At 61.2% G+C, this 14,937-nt stretch carries 24 protein-coding genes and 1 pseudogene; all 25 read right to left on the bottom strand.

The window, feature by feature from the left end:
* Nucleotides 1-79: 79 nt before the first annotated feature.
* Nucleotides 80-553 (bottom strand): annotated as a pseudogene (gene rplO / locus CAK95_RS21360) (50S ribosomal protein L15); the annotation flags it as partial.
* Between the two features lie 113 nt (nucleotides 554-666).
* Nucleotides 667-858, bottom strand: coding sequence for a 50S ribosomal protein L30 (gene rpmD, locus CAK95_RS21355; protein ID WP_086089751.1), 192 nt, complete (start codon nucleotides 856-858; stop codon nucleotides 667-669).
* Nucleotides 859-901: 43 nt separating this feature from the next.
* Nucleotides 902-1,462, bottom strand: a complete 561-nt coding sequence (gene rpsE, locus CAK95_RS21350; protein WP_086089750.1) for a 30S ribosomal protein S5 — start codon at nucleotides 1,460-1,462, stop codon at nucleotides 902-904.
* Nucleotides 1,463-1,507: 45 nt separating this feature from the next.
* Complete coding sequence (gene rplR, locus CAK95_RS21345; protein WP_086089749.1) at nucleotides 1,508-1,867, bottom strand: 50S ribosomal protein L18; 360 nt, start codon at nucleotides 1,865-1,867, stop codon at nucleotides 1,508-1,510.
* Between the two features lie 17 nt (nucleotides 1,868-1,884).
* Nucleotides 1,885-2,418: a 50S ribosomal protein L6 gene (gene rplF, locus CAK95_RS21340; RefSeq protein WP_086089748.1), complete on the bottom strand. Its 534-nt coding sequence runs from the start codon at nucleotides 2,416-2,418 to the stop codon at nucleotides 1,885-1,887.
* On the bottom strand, nucleotides 2,418-2,816 hold the full coding sequence (gene rpsH, locus CAK95_RS21335; RefSeq protein WP_086089747.1) for a 30S ribosomal protein S8: 399 nt from the start codon (nucleotides 2,814-2,816) through the stop codon (nucleotides 2,418-2,420). Before rpsH ends, rplF begins: the two co-directional genes overlap by 1 nt.
* Before the next feature lie 12 nt (nucleotides 2,817-2,828).
* Nucleotides 2,829-3,134 carry a 30S ribosomal protein S14 gene (rpsN, locus tag CAK95_RS21330; RefSeq protein WP_086089746.1) on the bottom strand — a complete coding sequence of 102 codons (306 nt, stop codon included), beginning with the start codon at nucleotides 3,132-3,134 and terminating at the stop codon, nucleotides 2,829-2,831.
* A gap of 40 nt (nucleotides 3,135-3,174) precedes the next feature.
* Nucleotides 3,175-3,738, bottom strand: coding sequence for a 50S ribosomal protein L5 (rplE, locus tag CAK95_RS21325; protein WP_086089745.1), 564 nt, complete (start codon nucleotides 3,736-3,738; stop codon nucleotides 3,175-3,177).
* Nucleotides 3,731-4,048 (bottom strand): 50S ribosomal protein L24, encoded by a 318-nt coding sequence (rplX, locus tag CAK95_RS21320; RefSeq protein WP_086089744.1) that lies wholly within the window; start codon nucleotides 4,046-4,048, stop codon nucleotides 3,731-3,733. The genes rplE and rplX overlap by 8 nt, the downstream gene beginning before the upstream one ends.
* On the bottom strand, nucleotides 4,048-4,416 hold the full coding sequence (gene rplN, locus CAK95_RS21315) for a 50S ribosomal protein L14 (RefSeq protein WP_086089743.1): 369 nt from the start codon (nucleotides 4,414-4,416) through the stop codon (nucleotides 4,048-4,050). The genes rplX and rplN overlap by 1 nt, the downstream gene beginning before the upstream one ends.
* 35 nt (nucleotides 4,417-4,451) lie before the next feature.
* The gene (rpsQ, locus tag CAK95_RS21310; RefSeq protein ID WP_086089742.1) at nucleotides 4,452-4,703 is read right to left on the bottom strand and encodes a 30S ribosomal protein S17; all 252 of its coding nucleotides are present in this window, start codon (nucleotides 4,701-4,703) and stop codon (nucleotides 4,452-4,454) included.
* Nucleotides 4,704-4,713: 10 nt separating this feature from the next.
* The gene (rpmC, locus tag CAK95_RS21305) at nucleotides 4,714-4,911 is read right to left on the bottom strand and encodes a 50S ribosomal protein L29 (protein ID WP_086089741.1); all 198 of its coding nucleotides are present in this window, start codon (nucleotides 4,909-4,911) and stop codon (nucleotides 4,714-4,716) included.
* Between the two features lie 5 nt (nucleotides 4,912-4,916).
* Nucleotides 4,917-5,330 carry a 50S ribosomal protein L16 gene (gene rplP / locus CAK95_RS21300; RefSeq protein ID WP_086089740.1) on the bottom strand — a complete coding sequence of 138 codons (414 nt, stop codon included), beginning with the start codon at nucleotides 5,328-5,330 and terminating at the stop codon, nucleotides 4,917-4,919.
* Nucleotides 5,331-5,342: 12 nt separating this feature from the next.
* A complete protein-coding gene (gene rpsC / locus CAK95_RS21295; RefSeq protein WP_086089739.1) occupies nucleotides 5,343-6,053 on the bottom strand; it encodes a 30S ribosomal protein S3 in 711 nt (236 codons plus the stop codon).
* 11 nt (nucleotides 6,054-6,064) lie between these two features.
* Nucleotides 6,065-6,448 carry a 50S ribosomal protein L22 gene (gene rplV, locus CAK95_RS21290; RefSeq protein WP_086089738.1) on the bottom strand — a complete coding sequence of 128 codons (384 nt, stop codon included), beginning with the start codon at nucleotides 6,446-6,448 and terminating at the stop codon, nucleotides 6,065-6,067.
* 20 nt (nucleotides 6,449-6,468) lie between these two features.
* Entirely contained in the window at nucleotides 6,469-6,756 is a 288-nt protein-coding gene (gene rpsS, locus CAK95_RS21285; protein WP_086089737.1) for a 30S ribosomal protein S19, read from the bottom strand.
* A gap of 12 nt (nucleotides 6,757-6,768) precedes the next feature.
* Nucleotides 6,769-7,608 carry a 50S ribosomal protein L2 gene (gene rplB / locus CAK95_RS21280; RefSeq protein ID WP_086089736.1) on the bottom strand — a complete coding sequence of 280 codons (840 nt, stop codon included), beginning with the start codon at nucleotides 7,606-7,608 and terminating at the stop codon, nucleotides 6,769-6,771.
* Between the two features lie 22 nt (nucleotides 7,609-7,630).
* On the bottom strand, nucleotides 7,631-7,930 hold the full coding sequence (locus CAK95_RS21275; RefSeq protein WP_086089735.1) for a 50S ribosomal protein L23: 300 nt from the start codon (nucleotides 7,928-7,930) through the stop codon (nucleotides 7,631-7,633).
* Entirely contained in the window at nucleotides 7,927-8,547 is a 621-nt protein-coding gene (rplD, locus tag CAK95_RS21270) for a 50S ribosomal protein L4 (RefSeq protein ID WP_086089734.1), read from the bottom strand. Before rplD ends, CAK95_RS21275 begins: the two co-directional genes overlap by 4 nt.
* Nucleotides 8,547-9,299, bottom strand: coding sequence for a 50S ribosomal protein L3 (gene rplC, locus CAK95_RS21265; protein WP_086089733.1), 753 nt, complete (start codon nucleotides 9,297-9,299; stop codon nucleotides 8,547-8,549). Before rplC ends, rplD begins: the two co-directional genes overlap by 1 nt.
* Before the next feature lie 22 nt (nucleotides 9,300-9,321).
* The gene (gene rpsJ, locus CAK95_RS21260; RefSeq protein ID WP_086089732.1) at nucleotides 9,322-9,630 is read right to left on the bottom strand and encodes a 30S ribosomal protein S10; all 309 of its coding nucleotides are present in this window, start codon (nucleotides 9,628-9,630) and stop codon (nucleotides 9,322-9,324) included.
* A 125-nt stretch (nucleotides 9,631-9,755) separates the two neighbouring features.
* On the bottom strand, nucleotides 9,756-10,946 hold the full coding sequence (gene tuf / locus CAK95_RS21255) for an elongation factor Tu (RefSeq protein ID WP_086089731.1): 1,191 nt from the start codon (nucleotides 10,944-10,946) through the stop codon (nucleotides 9,756-9,758).
* 51 nt (nucleotides 10,947-10,997) lie between these two features.
* The gene (gene fusA / locus CAK95_RS21250; protein ID WP_086089730.1) at nucleotides 10,998-13,070 is read right to left on the bottom strand and encodes an elongation factor G; all 2,073 of its coding nucleotides are present in this window, start codon (nucleotides 13,068-13,070) and stop codon (nucleotides 10,998-11,000) included.
* 21 nt (nucleotides 13,071-13,091) lie between these two features.
* Nucleotides 13,092-13,562 carry a 30S ribosomal protein S7 gene (gene rpsG / locus CAK95_RS21245; protein ID WP_086089729.1) on the bottom strand — a complete coding sequence of 157 codons (471 nt, stop codon included), beginning with the start codon at nucleotides 13,560-13,562 and terminating at the stop codon, nucleotides 13,092-13,094.
* 11 nt (nucleotides 13,563-13,573) lie between these two features.
* Nucleotides 13,574-13,945, bottom strand: coding sequence for a 30S ribosomal protein S12 (rpsL, locus tag CAK95_RS21240; protein WP_086089728.1), 372 nt, complete (start codon nucleotides 13,943-13,945; stop codon nucleotides 13,574-13,576).
* Between the last annotated feature and the right edge of the window lie 992 nt (nucleotides 13,946-14,937).

Below are 14,937 nucleotides of genomic sequence, written 5' to 3'. Positions count from 1 at the left end.
GAGCCGGGGCGGATTCGATGATCTTCGGCTTGTCGATACCGGCCGCGAAACGGGCATTCTTGCCGCGCGGCTCCTTCGGCTCTTCCTTGGAAGGCGCAAGCACCTTCACCGTACCGCCGGCCTTCTCGACCGCGGCAATGGCGGACTTCGAGGCACGCCAAACCACGAAATCAGCCTTCACCTTGATTTCACCGCCGCCGAGCAGCTTCACGCCGTCGCGGGCGCGGCTCAGCACGCCGGATTTCACCAGCGTATCGATGTCGATCGGGTTCTTGGCGTCGAGCGTGCCGGCGTCGATCGCCGTCTGAATGCGATCGAGGTTGATCTCGTTCAGCGCCAGCGCGAACATCGTGTTGCGGAAGCCGCGCTTCGGCAGACGGCGATGCAAGGGCATCTGGCCGCCTTCGAACCCCTTGATGCGAACGCCGGAACGCGCGGTCTGGCCCTTGCCGCCGCGGCCGCCGGTCTTGCCCTTGCCCGAGCCAATACCGCGACCAACGCGGGTCCGCGCCTTCGTGGAGCCCGGACGGGCTGCGATCTGATTGAGCTTCATAACCCAGTCCTCGTTCTCTCTCTTGTCATGGCCGGTTTGACCCGACCGCCCGCGTCTCAGTCTCAAACGAGTAAGACGTGGATGCCCGCAACGCGTGCGGGCATGACGAAAAACTATTTTCCTTCGACGATGCGGACCAGATGCCCGACCTTGTCGATCATGCCGCGGGTCGAAGGATTGTCCTGCAATTCCTTCACGCGGCCAATCTTGTTCAAGCCGAGACCGATCAGCGTCTTGCGCTGCGCGCTGTCTCTGCGGATCGGGCTACCGACCTGCTCGACCTTAATGGTTTTGTTCGCTGCCATGACTAACCAGCTTTCCAGTGACCGGACCGATTGCTCGATCGTATTATTCGGCGGTTGCCTCGACACCCTCTTCGCGGCGACGTGCCTGCAGGGTCGAGACCTTGATCGAACGACGCGCCGCAACCGAACGCGGCGAATCCTGGTTCTTCAATGCGTCGAAGGTCGCGCGCACCATGTTATAGGGGTTCGACGAGCCGAGCGACTTGGCGACGATGTCCTGCATGCCGAGCGACTCGAACACCGCGCGCATCGGGCCACCGGCGATGATGCCGGTACCGGCCGGAGCCGCACGCAACTGAACCTTGCCGGCGCCATGACGGCCATACACGTCGTGATGCAACGTGCGGCCCTCGCGCAGCGGAACGCGCGTCAGGTTGCGCTTCGCCGCATCGGTCGCCTTGCGGATCGCTTCCGGCACTTCGCGTGCCTTGCCGTGGCCGAAACCGACCCGGCCCTTCTGATCGCCGACCACCACCAGCGCGGCAAAGCCGAAACGCCGGCCGCCCTTCACCACCTTCGCGACGCGATTGATGTGAACGAGTTTGTCGATGAATTCCGACTCTTCCCGTTCACCGCGGTGTTCGCGTCTGGGTTCACGTGCCATATCGTCTATCCCTCGGGCGCTGAAGGCCCTCTGCCTTTTGCCCGGTTAGAAACTCAGTCCACCTTCGCGCGCAGCGTCGGCCAAAGCCTTGATGCGGCCATGGAACATGAAGCGCCCGCGATCGAAGACCACATTCTTGATCCCCTTCTCGCTTGCGCGTTCGGCAACGAGCTTGCCGACCACCTTCGCCGCTTCGATATCGGCGCCGGTCTTGCCGGTCTCGCGCTGGGTCTTTTCCAGCGTCGATGCGGCAACGAGCGTGACGCCGTTCACGTCATCGATCACCTGAGCATAGATATGCTTGGAGGAGCGATGCACGGAAAGCCGCATGCGGCCGTTGGCCGCCGCCTTGACGGCGCGGCGAACACGCGCCTGACGGCGCTCTGTCTTGGTTTTGTGTGCCATAAACGTGCCCTCAGGCGTTACTTCTTCTTGCCTTCCTTGCGGAAGATGAATTCGTCGGAATACTTCACGCCCTTGCCCTTGTAGGGCTCCGGCGGACGGTAAGCGCGGATCTCGGCCGCCACCTGGCCGACCTTTCTGCGGTCGATGCCGGTCACGACGATTTCGGTCGGCTTCGGCGTCGCAACCGCGATGCCTTCCGGGATCGGATAGACGACGTCGTGGCTGTAACCGAGCGCGAGCTGCAGGTTCTTGCCCTGCACGGCCGCACGATAACCGACGCCGGTGATTTCGAGCTTGCGCTCGAAGCCCTGCGTGACGCCGGTGACGATATTGTTCAGGTTCGCTCGCGTGGTGCCCCACAGCGCGCGCGCCTCCTTGCTCTCGTCAGCCGGATCGACGCTGATCTCACCCTTGTCCATCGCGACCTTCACGCGGTCGTCGACGACGAGCGACAAGGTGCCTTTCGGCCCCTTCACGCTGATGGTCTTGCCCTGCACATTGGCGGTAACGCCTGACGGGACAGTGACCGGTTTCTTGCCGACGCGGGACATCAGAACACCGTGCAGAGCAGTTCGCCGCCGACATTGGCGTCACGCGCGGAGTGATCCGCCATGACACCCTTCGGGGTCGACAGGATGGAAATGCCGAGGCCGTTATTGACCCGCGGCAGGTTCTTCACCGCCACATAGACGCGGCGGCCGGGCTTCGACACACGCGAGATATCGCGGATCACCGGCGTGCCGTCGAAATATTTCAGCTCGATCTCCAGCTCGTTGCGTCCGTCCTTGTGCTCCACGGTCGAAAACCCGCGGATATAGCCTTCGGACTTCAACACCTCGAGAACGCGCTCGCGCAGCTTGGAACCAGGCGACGACACCTTCTGCTTGTGCCGCTCCTGCGCATTGCGAATGCGGGTGATCAAATCGCCGATCGGATCGTTCACAGCCATGTCCGACCTCCCTTACCAGCTCGACTTCACAAGGCCTGGAATCAGGCCCTTGTTGCCGAGCTCACGGAGCGCGATACGCGACAGCTTGTGCTTGCGGTAATAGGCGCGCGGACGGCCCGTCACCTCGCAGCGGTTGCGAATACGCGTGGCTGACGAATTGCGCGGCAATTCGGCAAGCTTGAGAGAGGCCGCGAAGCGCTCTTCCATCGGCTTGGTCTTGTCCATGGCGATCTCTTTCAGCCGCGAACGGCGGCCGGCAAACGACTTCGTCATCTTGCGACGCCGCTTGTTCTTCTCGATCGAACTCTTCTTCGCCATCAAAGTCTCCTGACTATCCGCGTCTGAGAGGTTTCAGCTCTCACTGCCGGAAGGGGAAGTTTAACGCCACGAGCAGCGCACGCGCCTCGTCATCGGTGCGCGCCGTCGTGCAGATTGTGATGTCCATTCCCCAGACATCCGACACCTTGTCGTAGTCGATTTCCGGGAAAATAATGTGTTCCTTGAGGCCGAGCGAATAATTGCCCATGCCATCGAAGCTTTTCGGGTTCAGGCCGCGGAAGTCTCGCACGCGAGGCAGCGCGATATTCACGAGGCGGTCGATGAAGTCATACATCCGCGTCTTGCGCAGCGTGACCTTGGTGCCGATCGCCTGGCCGTCGCGCAGCTTGAAGCTCGCGATCGACTTGCGCGAACGCGTGATGATCGTCTTTTGACCGGCGATCAGGGCCAGATCGTTCGCGGCATTCTCGACCTTCTTGCGGTCGTTGACGCCCTCGCCGATGCCCATATTGAGCACAACCTTGGTGAGCACCGGCACCTGCATCGGATTCGTATAACCGAAATCCTTGGTCAGCTTGCCGCGGATGACCTCGTCGAACTGCGTCTTCAGACGCGGAACGTATGACTTCTGCGTATCAGCCATCGATCTCAGCTCCCGAACGCCGTGCGACACGCACCTTGCGTCCGTCATTCATGATTTTGAATCCAACGCGGGTCGGCTTGCCGTCCTTCGGGTCCGCCAGCGCGATATTCGACAGGTGGATGCTCGCCTCTTTCGAGATGATGCCGCCTTCCTGCTGCGCCGTCTGCTTCTGGTGACGCTTCACCATGTTGACGCCGCGAACCAGCGCACGACCTTCGGTCGGACGCACCTCGATCACCTCACCGGAGCGACCCTTGTCGCGGCCGGTCAGGACAATGACCTTGTCGCCTTTACGGATCTTGGCCGCCATCACAGCACCTCCGGGGCGAGCGAAATGATCTTCATATGGTTCTTGGCACGCAATTCGCGAGGCACCGGTCCGAAGATACGGGTGCCGACCGGCTCCGACTGATTGTTGATCAGCACGGCCGCATTGCGATCAAAACGGATCACGGAACCGTCGGACCGCTTGATGTCCTTCGAAATCCGCACGACGACCGCCTTCATGACGTCGCCCTTCTTCACGCGGCCGCGCGGGATCGCCTCCTTCACCGACACCACGATGATGTCGCCGATGGTGGCATATTTCCGCTTCGAGCCGCCCAGAACTTTGATGCACATGACGCGGCGCGCGCCGGAATTATCGGCAACGTCCAGGTTAGTTTGCATCTGAATCATGGGACACCCAATCCTTCATTCGCTGCGAGAAAAGCTCACAGCACCTTCTTTTTCTTTTCGCCCTGGGTCACAGACCAGCGCTTGAGCTTTGAAATCGGCTTGTGCTCTTCGATCCAGACCATGTCGCCGACCGAGTATTCGTTGGTCTCGTCATGAGCGTGGTACTTGGTCGTACGCCGGATGGTCTTTTTCAAAACCGGGTGCGTAAAACGGCGCTCGACGCTCACGATGACCGTCTTGTCCTGCTTGTCGCTCACGACGAGGCCATGCAACTGACGCTTTGGCATCTTTGACCCCTCAATCCTTCTTCGTATTCTTCTGACGCGCGACCGTCTTCAGACGCGCGATATCGCGGCGCACCTGGCGAACGCGCGAGGTGTTCTCAAGCTGGCCGGTGGCACGCTGGAAGCGCAGGTTGAACTGCTCTTTCTTCAGCTTCAGCACTTCGTCGTCGAGCTGGTCGACGCTCATCACGCGGACGTCTGCGATCTTCATGCTCGTTACTCCGCGATACGCGCAACGAAGCGCGTCTTGATCGGAAGCTTGGCGGCGGCCAGCGTCAGCGCTTCCTTGGCGAGTTCGATCGGCACGCCGTCGATCTCGAAAATCACGCGGCCGGGCTTCACACGGGCCACCCACAATTCCGGGGTACCCTTGCCCTTGCCCATGCGGACTTCGATCGGCTTCTTCGACACCGGCACGTCCGGGAAGATGCGGATCCACACGCGGCCGGCGCGCTTCATATGACGCGTCAGAGCACGACGAGCGGCCTCGATCTGGCGCGCGGTGACGCGCTCAGGCTCCATCGCCTTCAGGCCGAACTGGCCGAAGTCGAGCGCAGTGCCCGACGTCGCGACGCCGTGGATGCGTCCCTTGAAGGCCTTGCGAAACTTGGTGCGCTTTGGTTGCAGCATGACTTTAACTCGTTATCCGGCGGTCATTTCGCGGCGCGGACGCCCCGCATCGCTACCGCCTTCGTTCATCTTCTTGTCCTGCGCCATCGAGTCGTGTTCGAGGATCTCGCCCTTGAAGATCCAGACCTTCACGCCGCAGGTGCCGTAGGTGGTGAAAGCCGTCGCAACGCCGTAATCGACATCGGCGCGCAGCGTATGCAGCGGCACCCGGCCTTCACGATACCATTCAAGACGCGCGATTTCGGCACCGCCGAGACGGCCCGAGCAGTTGATGCGGATACCCTCGGCACCGAGACGCATCGCGGTCTGCACCGCACGTTTCATCGCACGGCGGAAAGCCACGCGGCGCTCGAGCTGCTGGGCGATCGATTCAGCGACGAGCTGCGCATCGAGTTCCGGCTTACGGATTTCGACGATGTTGATGACCACATCGCTCGAGGTCAGCTTCGCAACCGACTTGCGCAGCTTCTCGATATCGGAGCCCTTCTTGCCGATCACAACACCCGGACGAGCCGAGTAGATCGTCACCCGGCACTTCTTGTGCGGGCGCTCGATCACGATCTTCGAAACGGCGGCCTGCTTGAGCTGCTTCATCAGTTCCTTGCGGATCGCCATGTCCTCGTGCAGCAGCGTACCGTACTCGGTCTTGCCAGCGTACCAGCGCGAGTCCCAGGTCCGGTTGATGCCGAGGCGAAGCCCGATCGGATTGATCTTCTGACCCATCCTAATTCTCCTTAAGCAGCCTTGGCCTCGACCTGACGAACGACGATCGTCAGATGCGAGAATGGCTTCAAAATCTTGCCCGAACGGCCGCGGCCGCGCGGCGACCAGCGCTTCATCACCATCGCCTTGCCGACATGGGCCTGGGCAACGATCAGATCGTCGACGTCGAGGTCGTGATTGTTCTCGGCATTGGCGATCGCCGATTCCAGGCACTTCTTCACGTCGACCGCGATGCGCTTGCGCGAGAACTGCAGATCGTTCAGCGCAGTCGCAACCTTCTTGCCGCGGATCAATTGCGCGACGAGATTGAGCTTCTGAGGCGACACCCGGATGTTGCGGGTGACGGCCTTGGCCTCGTTGTCGGGAAGCGTGCGTTCGCGCGCTGTCTTGCCCATGACCCTATCCTCTCAAACTCTTAAGCGCCCGGACCGCGCTTGGCCTTGCGGTCCGACGCATGGCCATGAAACGTACGCGTCGGCGAAAACTCGCCGAACTTGTGACCGACCATTTCTTCGGACACCTGCACCGGTACGTGCTTCTGGCCGTTGTAGACACCGAAAGTCAGGCCCACGAATTGCGGCAGGATCGTCGAGCGCCGGCTCCAGATCTTGATGACCTCGTGCCGTCCCGACGAACGCGTCTTGTCTGCCTTCTTCAGCAGATAGCCGTCGACAAATGGACCCTTCCAGACCGAGCGCGCCATGACGGTCGTTCCTTACTTCTTCTTTTTCCGAGCGTGGCGGCTCGAAACGATGAATTTGGTGGTGGACTTGTTGGTGCGGGTCTTCTTGCCCTTCGTGGGGAAGCCCCACGGCGTGACCGGATGACGGCCACCGGACGTACGACCTTCACCACCACCATGCGGATGGTCGACCGGGTTCATGGTGACGCCGCGATTGTGCGGACGGCGGCCAAGCCAGCGGGTACGCCCCGCCTTGCCGATCGAGGTATTCATGTGGTCGGGGTTCGACACCGCGCCGATGGTCGCCATGCAGCGGCCATGCACGAGGCGTTGCTCGCCCGAGTTGAGGCGCAGGATCACGTATTCGCCATCGCGGCCAACGATCTGGGCGTAAGAACCGGCCGAACGGGCGATCTGCCCACCCTTGCCGATCTTCAGCTCGACATTGTGCACGATGGTGCCAACCGGAATGTTGCCGGCCGGCATCGCGTTGCCCGGCTTCACGTCGACGTTCTCGCCGGAGACGATCGTGTCGCCGACGGCCATGCGCTGCACCGCCAGGATATAGGCGAGCTCACCGTCATCGTACTTCACCAGCGCGATGAACGCGGTGCGGTTCGGATCGTATTCGAGCCGCTCCACCTTCGCCGCAACGTCGGCCTTGCGACGCTTGAAGTCGATGATGCGATAGGCCTGCTTGTGACCGCCGCCGCGGAAACGCGTGGTGATGCGGCCGTTATTGTTGCGGCCACCGGTCGAGTGCTTGCCTTCGGTCAGCGTCTTGACCGGCGCGCCCTTGTACAGACCCGAGCGATCCACCAGCACCAATTGGCGCTGGCTCGGCGTGGTCGGCTTGTATTTTTTTAGTGCCATGACTCGTTCCTTGCCGCGCTCGTCACAGGCCTGTCGTCACGTCGATGCGATGACCTTCTTCAAGGGTCACGATCGCGCGCTTGCTCGGCGACTGGACGCCGAGATTGCCTTTGAACACCTTCAGCTTGCCCTTGCGGACCAGCGTATTGACGGCTTTCACCTTCACATCGAACAGCTTCTCGACCGCATCCTTGATCTGCGGCTTGGTCGCTGTGCCGCGGACCTTGAACACAACCTTGTTGTACTCGGAGGCGGCGGTCGACTTTTCGGTGATCACTGGCGAAAGGATCACGTCGTAATGGCGCGGATCTTTCGTGCTCATTTGAAGCGCGCCTCCAGCGCATCAAGGGCCGCCTTGGTCAGCACCAGCTTTCCATGACGAAGAATGTCGTAGACGTTGATGCCCTGGATCGGCAGCACATCGACGTGCGGAATGTTGCGGGCGGCGTTGCGGAAATTCGTATCGATCTCGGTGCCGTCAATGATCAGCGCATTGACGATGTCGAGCTTCGAGAAGTGTTCCGACAAAGCCTTGGTCTTGGCTTCGGTCATGGCGGCCTTGTCGAGCACGATCAGGCCGCCATCCTTGGCCTTCGCCGACAGAGCGTGCTTGAGCGCGAGCGCCCGCACCTTCTTCGGCAGACCGATTTCGTGGCTGCGCACAACCGGACCAAACGAACGGCCACCGCCGCGGAACAAGTTCACGCGGTGCGAGCCGTGACGCGCGCCGCCGGTGCCCTTCTGCGCCGCCAGCTTCTTGCCGGTGCGGGCGATTTCGCCGCGGGTCTTGACCTTGTGCGTGCCGGCGCGGCGCTTGGCGAGCTGCCACACGACGCAACGGTGGATCAGATCCGGGCGCGGTTCGAGCCCGAAAATGTCCTTGTTCAGCGTGACGGCGCCGGCCTCGTTGCCGTCGAGCGAGAGCATCTTGAGTTCCATCACGCGCCCTCTTTCGTCTCGGCTTCAGCCGCTGGCTCGGCAGCAGCCGGGGTCTCGGCGACGCCATTCGACGCACCGGTCTCGCGGAATTTGCCAGGCTTGGCTGCGTCCTTCGGAAGAGCCTTCTTCACCGCATCTCTGACGGTGATCCAGCCACCTTTCGAGCCGGGCACCGCCCCTTCTACGAGGATTAAACCGCGCTCGATGTCGGTCTGCACCACCTTGAGGTTGAGCGTGGTCACGCGCTCAACACCCATATGGCCGGGCATCTTCTTGTTTTTAAAGGTCTTTCCGGGATCCTGACGGCCACCGGTCGAACCGATCGAACGGTGCGAGATCGACACACCATGCGAGGCCCGCAGACCGCCGAAATTCCAGCGCTTCATGCCGCCGGCAAAACCCTTGCCGATCGAGGTGCCGGTGACGTCGACATACTGACCAACCACGAAGTGATCGGCGGTGATCTCCGCGCCGACCGGGATTACGCCGTCATCGCTGACGCGGAATTCCACGATCTTGCTCTTGGGCTCGACTTTGGCGATGGCGAAATTGCCGCGTTCGGCTTTCGACACGTTCTTGACCTTGCGGGTGCCGGCGCCAAGCTGCAGCGCGACATAACCGTTCTTGTCTTTCGTGCGATGGCCGACAACCTGGCAGCCTGCGAGCTCCAGCACCGTTACCGGCACATGCTCGCCGGCCTCAGTGAAGACCCGCGTCATTCCGACCTTCTTTGCGACCACTCCGGTGCGCATGGCTTCGTTTCCTTATGCCGGCTCAGAGTTTGATCTCGACGTCGACGCCTGCGGCGAGGTCGAGCTTCATCAGCGCGTCCACCGTCTGGGGCGTCGGATCGACGATGTCCAAAAGACGCTTATGCGTGCGCATTTCGAACTGTTCACGGCTCTTCTTGTCGATGTGAGGCGAGCGGTTCACCGTGAACTTCTCGATCTTGGTCGGCAGCGGAATCGGCCCACGCACCTGCGCGCCTGTGCGCTTGGCAGTGTTGACGATCTCGCGCGTCGACGCATCGAGGATGCGGTGATCGAACGCCTTGAGCCGGATCCGGATATTCTGGCCGTTCATTGTCGTTTCTCTCTGAACTGTCATCGTCCGCGACGGCGGCCGACCCAGTAATCGCTAACGTCTCAGTTCACCCGCGACCTCGCGGGATACTGGGCCCTCCGCTTTCGCGGAGGGCGACACTTCAGTTACTCGATGATGCTTGCAACCACGCCGGCGCCGACGGTGCGGCCACCTTCGCGGATAGCGAAGCGGAGCTTCTCTTCCATCGCGATCGGCACGATCAGGTGCACTTCCATCGCGATGTTGTCGCCCGGCATCACCATTTCCGTGCCTTCCGGCAGATGCACGATGCCGGTCACGTCGGTCGTGCGGAAATAGAATTGCGGACGGTAGTTGGTGAAGAACGGCGTGTGGCGGCCACCCTCTTCCTTGGTGAGGATGTAGGCTTCGGCCTTGAACTTCGTGTGCGGCTTCACCGAGCCCGGCTTGCAGAGCACCTGGCCGCGCTCGACTTCCTCGCGCTTGGTGCCGCGCAGCAGCGCGCCGATGTTGTCGCCCGCCTGGCCCTGATCGAGCAGCTTGCGGAACATTTCAACGCCGGTAACAGTCGTCTTCAGCGTCGGCTTCAGACCGACGATCTCGACTTCCTCACCGACCTTCACGATGCCGCGCTCGACGCGACCGGTGCACACAGTGCCGCGGCCCGAGATCGAGAACACGTCTTCAACCGGCATCAGGAACGGCTGATCGATCGGACGCTCCGGCTGCGGAATGTAATCGTCCACCGCCTTCATCAGCTCAAGCACAGCGTCATGGCCGAGCTTCGGATCCTTGTCTTCGAGAGCGCAGAGAGCCGAGCCCTTGATGATCGGGATCGTGTCGCCCGGGAAATTGTACTTGGAGAGAAGCTCGCGCACTTCGAGTTCGACGAGCTCGAGCAGCTCCGGATCGTCGACCATGTCGACCTTGTTCAGGAACACGACGAGCGCCGGCACGCCGACCTGGCGGGCGAGCAGGATGTGCTCGCGGGTCTGCGGCATCGGGCCGTCAGCAGCCGACACGACGAGGATCGCGCCGTCCATCTGCGCCGCACCGGTGATCATGTTCTTCACGTAGTCGGCGTGGCCAGGGCAGTCGACGTGCGCATAGTGACGGTTCGGCGTCTCATACTCGACGTGAGCGGTCGAGATGGTGATGCCGCGCGCCTTCTCTTCCGGCGCCTTGTCGATCTGGTCATAGGCCGTGAAGGACGCACCGCCCGACTCCGCCAGAACCTTCGTGATCGCAGCCGTCAACGACGTCTTGCCATGGTCGACGTGACCGATGGTGCCGATATTGCAGTGCGGCTTGCTGCGGTTGAATTTCTCTTTAGCCATAGAACTCTCCCTTCCGGGTCTTTCTGACGGTTGGTCTAAACAGGTAGTCGATTAAGCGTATTTCTTCTGAACATCAGCCGAGACGTTCGCCGGCGCCTCTGCGTAATGATCGAATTGCATCGTGAACGTCGCCCGCCCCTGGCTCATCGAGCGAAGCGTGTTGACGTAGCCGAACATGTTCATCAGCGGCACCATGGCGTCGATGACATTGGCGTTGCCGCGCATGTCCTGACCCTGGATCTGGCCGCGCCGCGAGTTGAGATCGCCGATCACCGAACCGGTGTAGTCTTCCGGCGTCACGACCTCGACCTTCATGATCGGCTCGAGCAGGACCGACTTGCCCTTCTGCAGTGCGTCACGGAAGGCAGCGCGCGAGGCGATTTCGAAGGCCAGCGCCGACGAGTCGACTTCGTGGTACGCGCCGTCGACCAGCTGCACCTTCACGTCGACGACCGGGAAGCCGGCGACCACGCCCGCACCAAGAACGCTGTTGAGGCCTTTTTCGACACCGGGGATGTATTCCTTCGGCACCGCGCCGCCAACGATCTTCGACTCGAATTCGAAGCCCTTGCCCGGCTCGTTCGGCTCGACGATGAACTTCACCCGTGCGAACTGGCCGGTACCGCCGGTCTGCTTCTTGTGGGTGTAATCAACTTCGGCCGGCCTGGTGATGCGCTCGCGGAACGCCACCTGCGGCGCACCGATATTCGCATCCACCTTGTAGGTCCGCTTCAGGATATCGACCTTAATGTCCAGATGCAGTTCGCCCATTCCCTTCAGAATGGTCTGGCCGCTTTCCTGATCGGTCGACACGCGGAAGGACGGATCCTCCGCAGCGAGCTTCGCCAGGGCAACGCCGAGCTTTTCCTGGTCGGCCTTCGACTTCGGCTCGATCGCGATCTCGATCACTGGCTCGGGGAATTCCATCTTCTCGAGGATCACCGGCTTGTCGGGATCGCACAACGTGTCGCCCGTGCGGGTTTCCTTGAGGCCGGCCAACGCGACGATGTCGCCGGCGTAAGCTTCCTTGATGTCTTCGCGGTTATTCGCATGCATCAGCAGCATGCGCCCCACCCGCTCCTTGCGCTCGCGCGTCGAATTGATGACGCCGGTGCCGCTCTGCAGAATACCCGAATAGATACGGCAGAACGTGATCGTGCCGACGAACGGATCGTCCATGATCTTGAATGCCAGGAGCGACATCGGCTCCTTGTCATCGGCCTTGCGGACGATCTCGTTGCCGTGGTCGTCTGTACCCTTGATAGCCGGAACGTCGATCGGCGACGGCAGATAATCGACGACTGCGTCGAGCAGCGGCTGCACGCCCTTGTTCTTGAAGGCCGAACCGCAGAGCACCGGATAGAAGGCGCCAGTCAGCACCGCCTTGCGGAGCAGCTTTTTCAGCGTTTCTTCGGAAGGTTCGTTACCTTCGAGATAGGCGGTCATCGCATCGTCGTCGAGTTCGACGGCGGCTTCGATCATCTTCTCGCGATATTCCTTGGCCTGATCGAGCAGATCGGCCGGAATGTCGATGTCGTTGTACTTCGCACCGAGGGCTTCGTCTTCCCACACCACCGCCTTCATGCGGACGAGATCGACGAGACCCTTAAAGTTATTCTCAGAACCGATCGGAAGCTGGATCGCGATCGGACGAGCGCCCAGACGCTTCACGATGTCATCGAGACACTTGAAGAAGTCGGCGCCGATCTTGTCCATCTTGTTGGCGAAGACGATACGCGGAACGCGATACTTGTCGCCCTGACGCCACACGGTTTCGGTCTGCGGCTCGACACCCTGGTTGCCGTCCAGCACGACGACGGCGCCATCGAGCACGCGCAGCGAACGCTCGACTTCAATGGTGAAGTCCACGTGACCCGGGGTGTCGATGATGTTGAGGCGCTTGCCGTTCCAGAATGCGGTGGTCGCGGCTGACGTAATGGTGATGCCGCGCTCTTGCTCCTGCTCCATCCAGTCCATCGTCGCGGCGCCTTCATGCACCTCGCCGATCTTGTGGCTCTTGCCGGTGTAATAGAGGATCCGCTCCGTGGTCGTGGTTTTTCCAGCATCGATGTGGGCCATGATGCCGAAGTTGCGGTAGTCCTCAATGGCGTGGAGACGGGGCATGTCGAGTGTCCTGAAAGCCGATTACCAGCGATAATGCGAGAACGCGCGGTTGGCTTCCGCCATCCGGTGCACGTCTTCCCGCTTCTTCACGGCGTTTCCACGGTTGTTCGATGCATCGAGCAACTCAGCCGAGAGCCGATCCATCATGGTCTTTTCGTTACGATCGCGCGCCGCCGAAATCAGCCAGCGGATGCCGAGCGCCTGACGGCGGGTCGAGCGCACTTCAACCGGCACCTGATAGGTCGCACCACCGACGCGGCGCGAGCGCACTTCGATCGACGGCATCACATTGTCCAGAGCCTGCTGGAAGACCTGCAGCGGATTGCCTTTGGTCTTGCCTTCGATGATGTCGAAAGCGCCATAGACGATGCGCTCGGCGGCAGACTTCTTGCCGTCATACATCAGCGAATTCATGAACTTCGAAACGACGAGATTACCGAACTTCGGGTCCGGATTGATTTCGCGCTTCTCGGCGGAGTGACGACGGGACATGACGCGCTACCTCACTTCGGCCGTTTCGCGCCGTATTTCGAACGGCGTTGCTTGCGGTTCTTGACGCCCTGGGTGTCGAGGACGCCGCGGAGGATGTGATAACGAACGCCCGGAAGGTCCTTCACGCGGCCGCCGCGGATCATGACCACCGAGTGCTCCTGAAGGTTATGGCCTTCACCCGGAATGTAACCGATTACCTCGAAACCATTGGTCAGACGCACCTTTGCGACCTTGCGAAGCGCCGAGTTCGGCTTCTTCGGAGTGGTCGTATAGACGCGCGTGCACACGCCACGCTTTTGCGGAGCAGCCTGCAGGGCCGGCACCGTGTTGCGGTAGGTCGGTTTTACGCGACCCTTGCGGATCAACTGGTTGATCGTCGGCATACGATTTAAGCCTTCATCCTCACCGTGCGGGGCACCAAAGCCCCTCGCCGGGACACGCGTTCACACGCGCAAAAGAAATTCACGCCATCCGCCCCGGTTTTGCGGAATGGCGCTTCGCGTTTCAGAGGACCGCACGGCGAATGCTGTGCGATCATGAGTCTCGAACTAACTTTCTTGCCATCAACGACAGCGTCTGAGGTTCATTCGTCGAGGCTTTTGGTCGCCGTCCACGACAGCCAGAAGAGCTTAAAACTCAATGGCTTAGGTGTCGTTTTTGGGTGGCCGTGCCGACGAGGCGAAACTCACCGCCTGCCGTAAGGTGGGCGGGTTGTATAAGCGAGAATCGGCCAAGTCAAGCAAAGAAGCCTGAATTATCGGGGCTTTCTGGCACGTCATCGTGACCGCCCGGCGCATCATCGCTTGGCCAGCGCCCATGCGGAAGCAATATAGCACCTAAGAACAGCATAATTGCCGCCTCGGCCCGCCGGTGCAATCTCCGGCGTGACCTGTGGTGCGCGCCAGCAACGGCGGTTGGCCGGGATGCGCCGGCCTCAGGCGGCGGCCTCGCCCCAGCCGCCACCGGTTTTCCGGATCGCAGCGCTCGGCGCGGCTGTGCCGCTATGGGACACCCTCGCCCGTTCGAACGCGCAAAAACGGCGCGTCATGCCAGATCGGAATTTCCGTGACCGCGGCGAAAACCAGACGCCGCGCGGCCGAGGTCCGAGCGCTATCGAACTTGAAAATTGTTTGGTGATGAAAAGTCGAAGAACTCGCGGCTTTTTTTGCAGATCACCGCACGTGTGTCGTCTCACTTGCGCGCAAGGCGACGCCCATTTCGTGCAAGTCCGCAAAGAACTTGAGCAAGTGGCAGAGACATCAAAGAGCAACTGACGTCTGATTTCCAGCGACATCCTCACATCGCAGCGCATCCGACAACCACAATCGTGTGAAGGCCGCGTGATGGACGGACTCGGACGCAATCGAAAACGATT

It is taken from the genome of Pseudorhodoplanes sinuspersici, from assembly GCF_002119765.1.
GTDB classification, from domain to species: domain Bacteria; phylum Pseudomonadota; class Alphaproteobacteria; order Rhizobiales; family Xanthobacteraceae; genus Pseudorhodoplanes; species Pseudorhodoplanes sinuspersici.
This window is presented reverse-complemented; position numbering and strand designations above follow the sequence as displayed.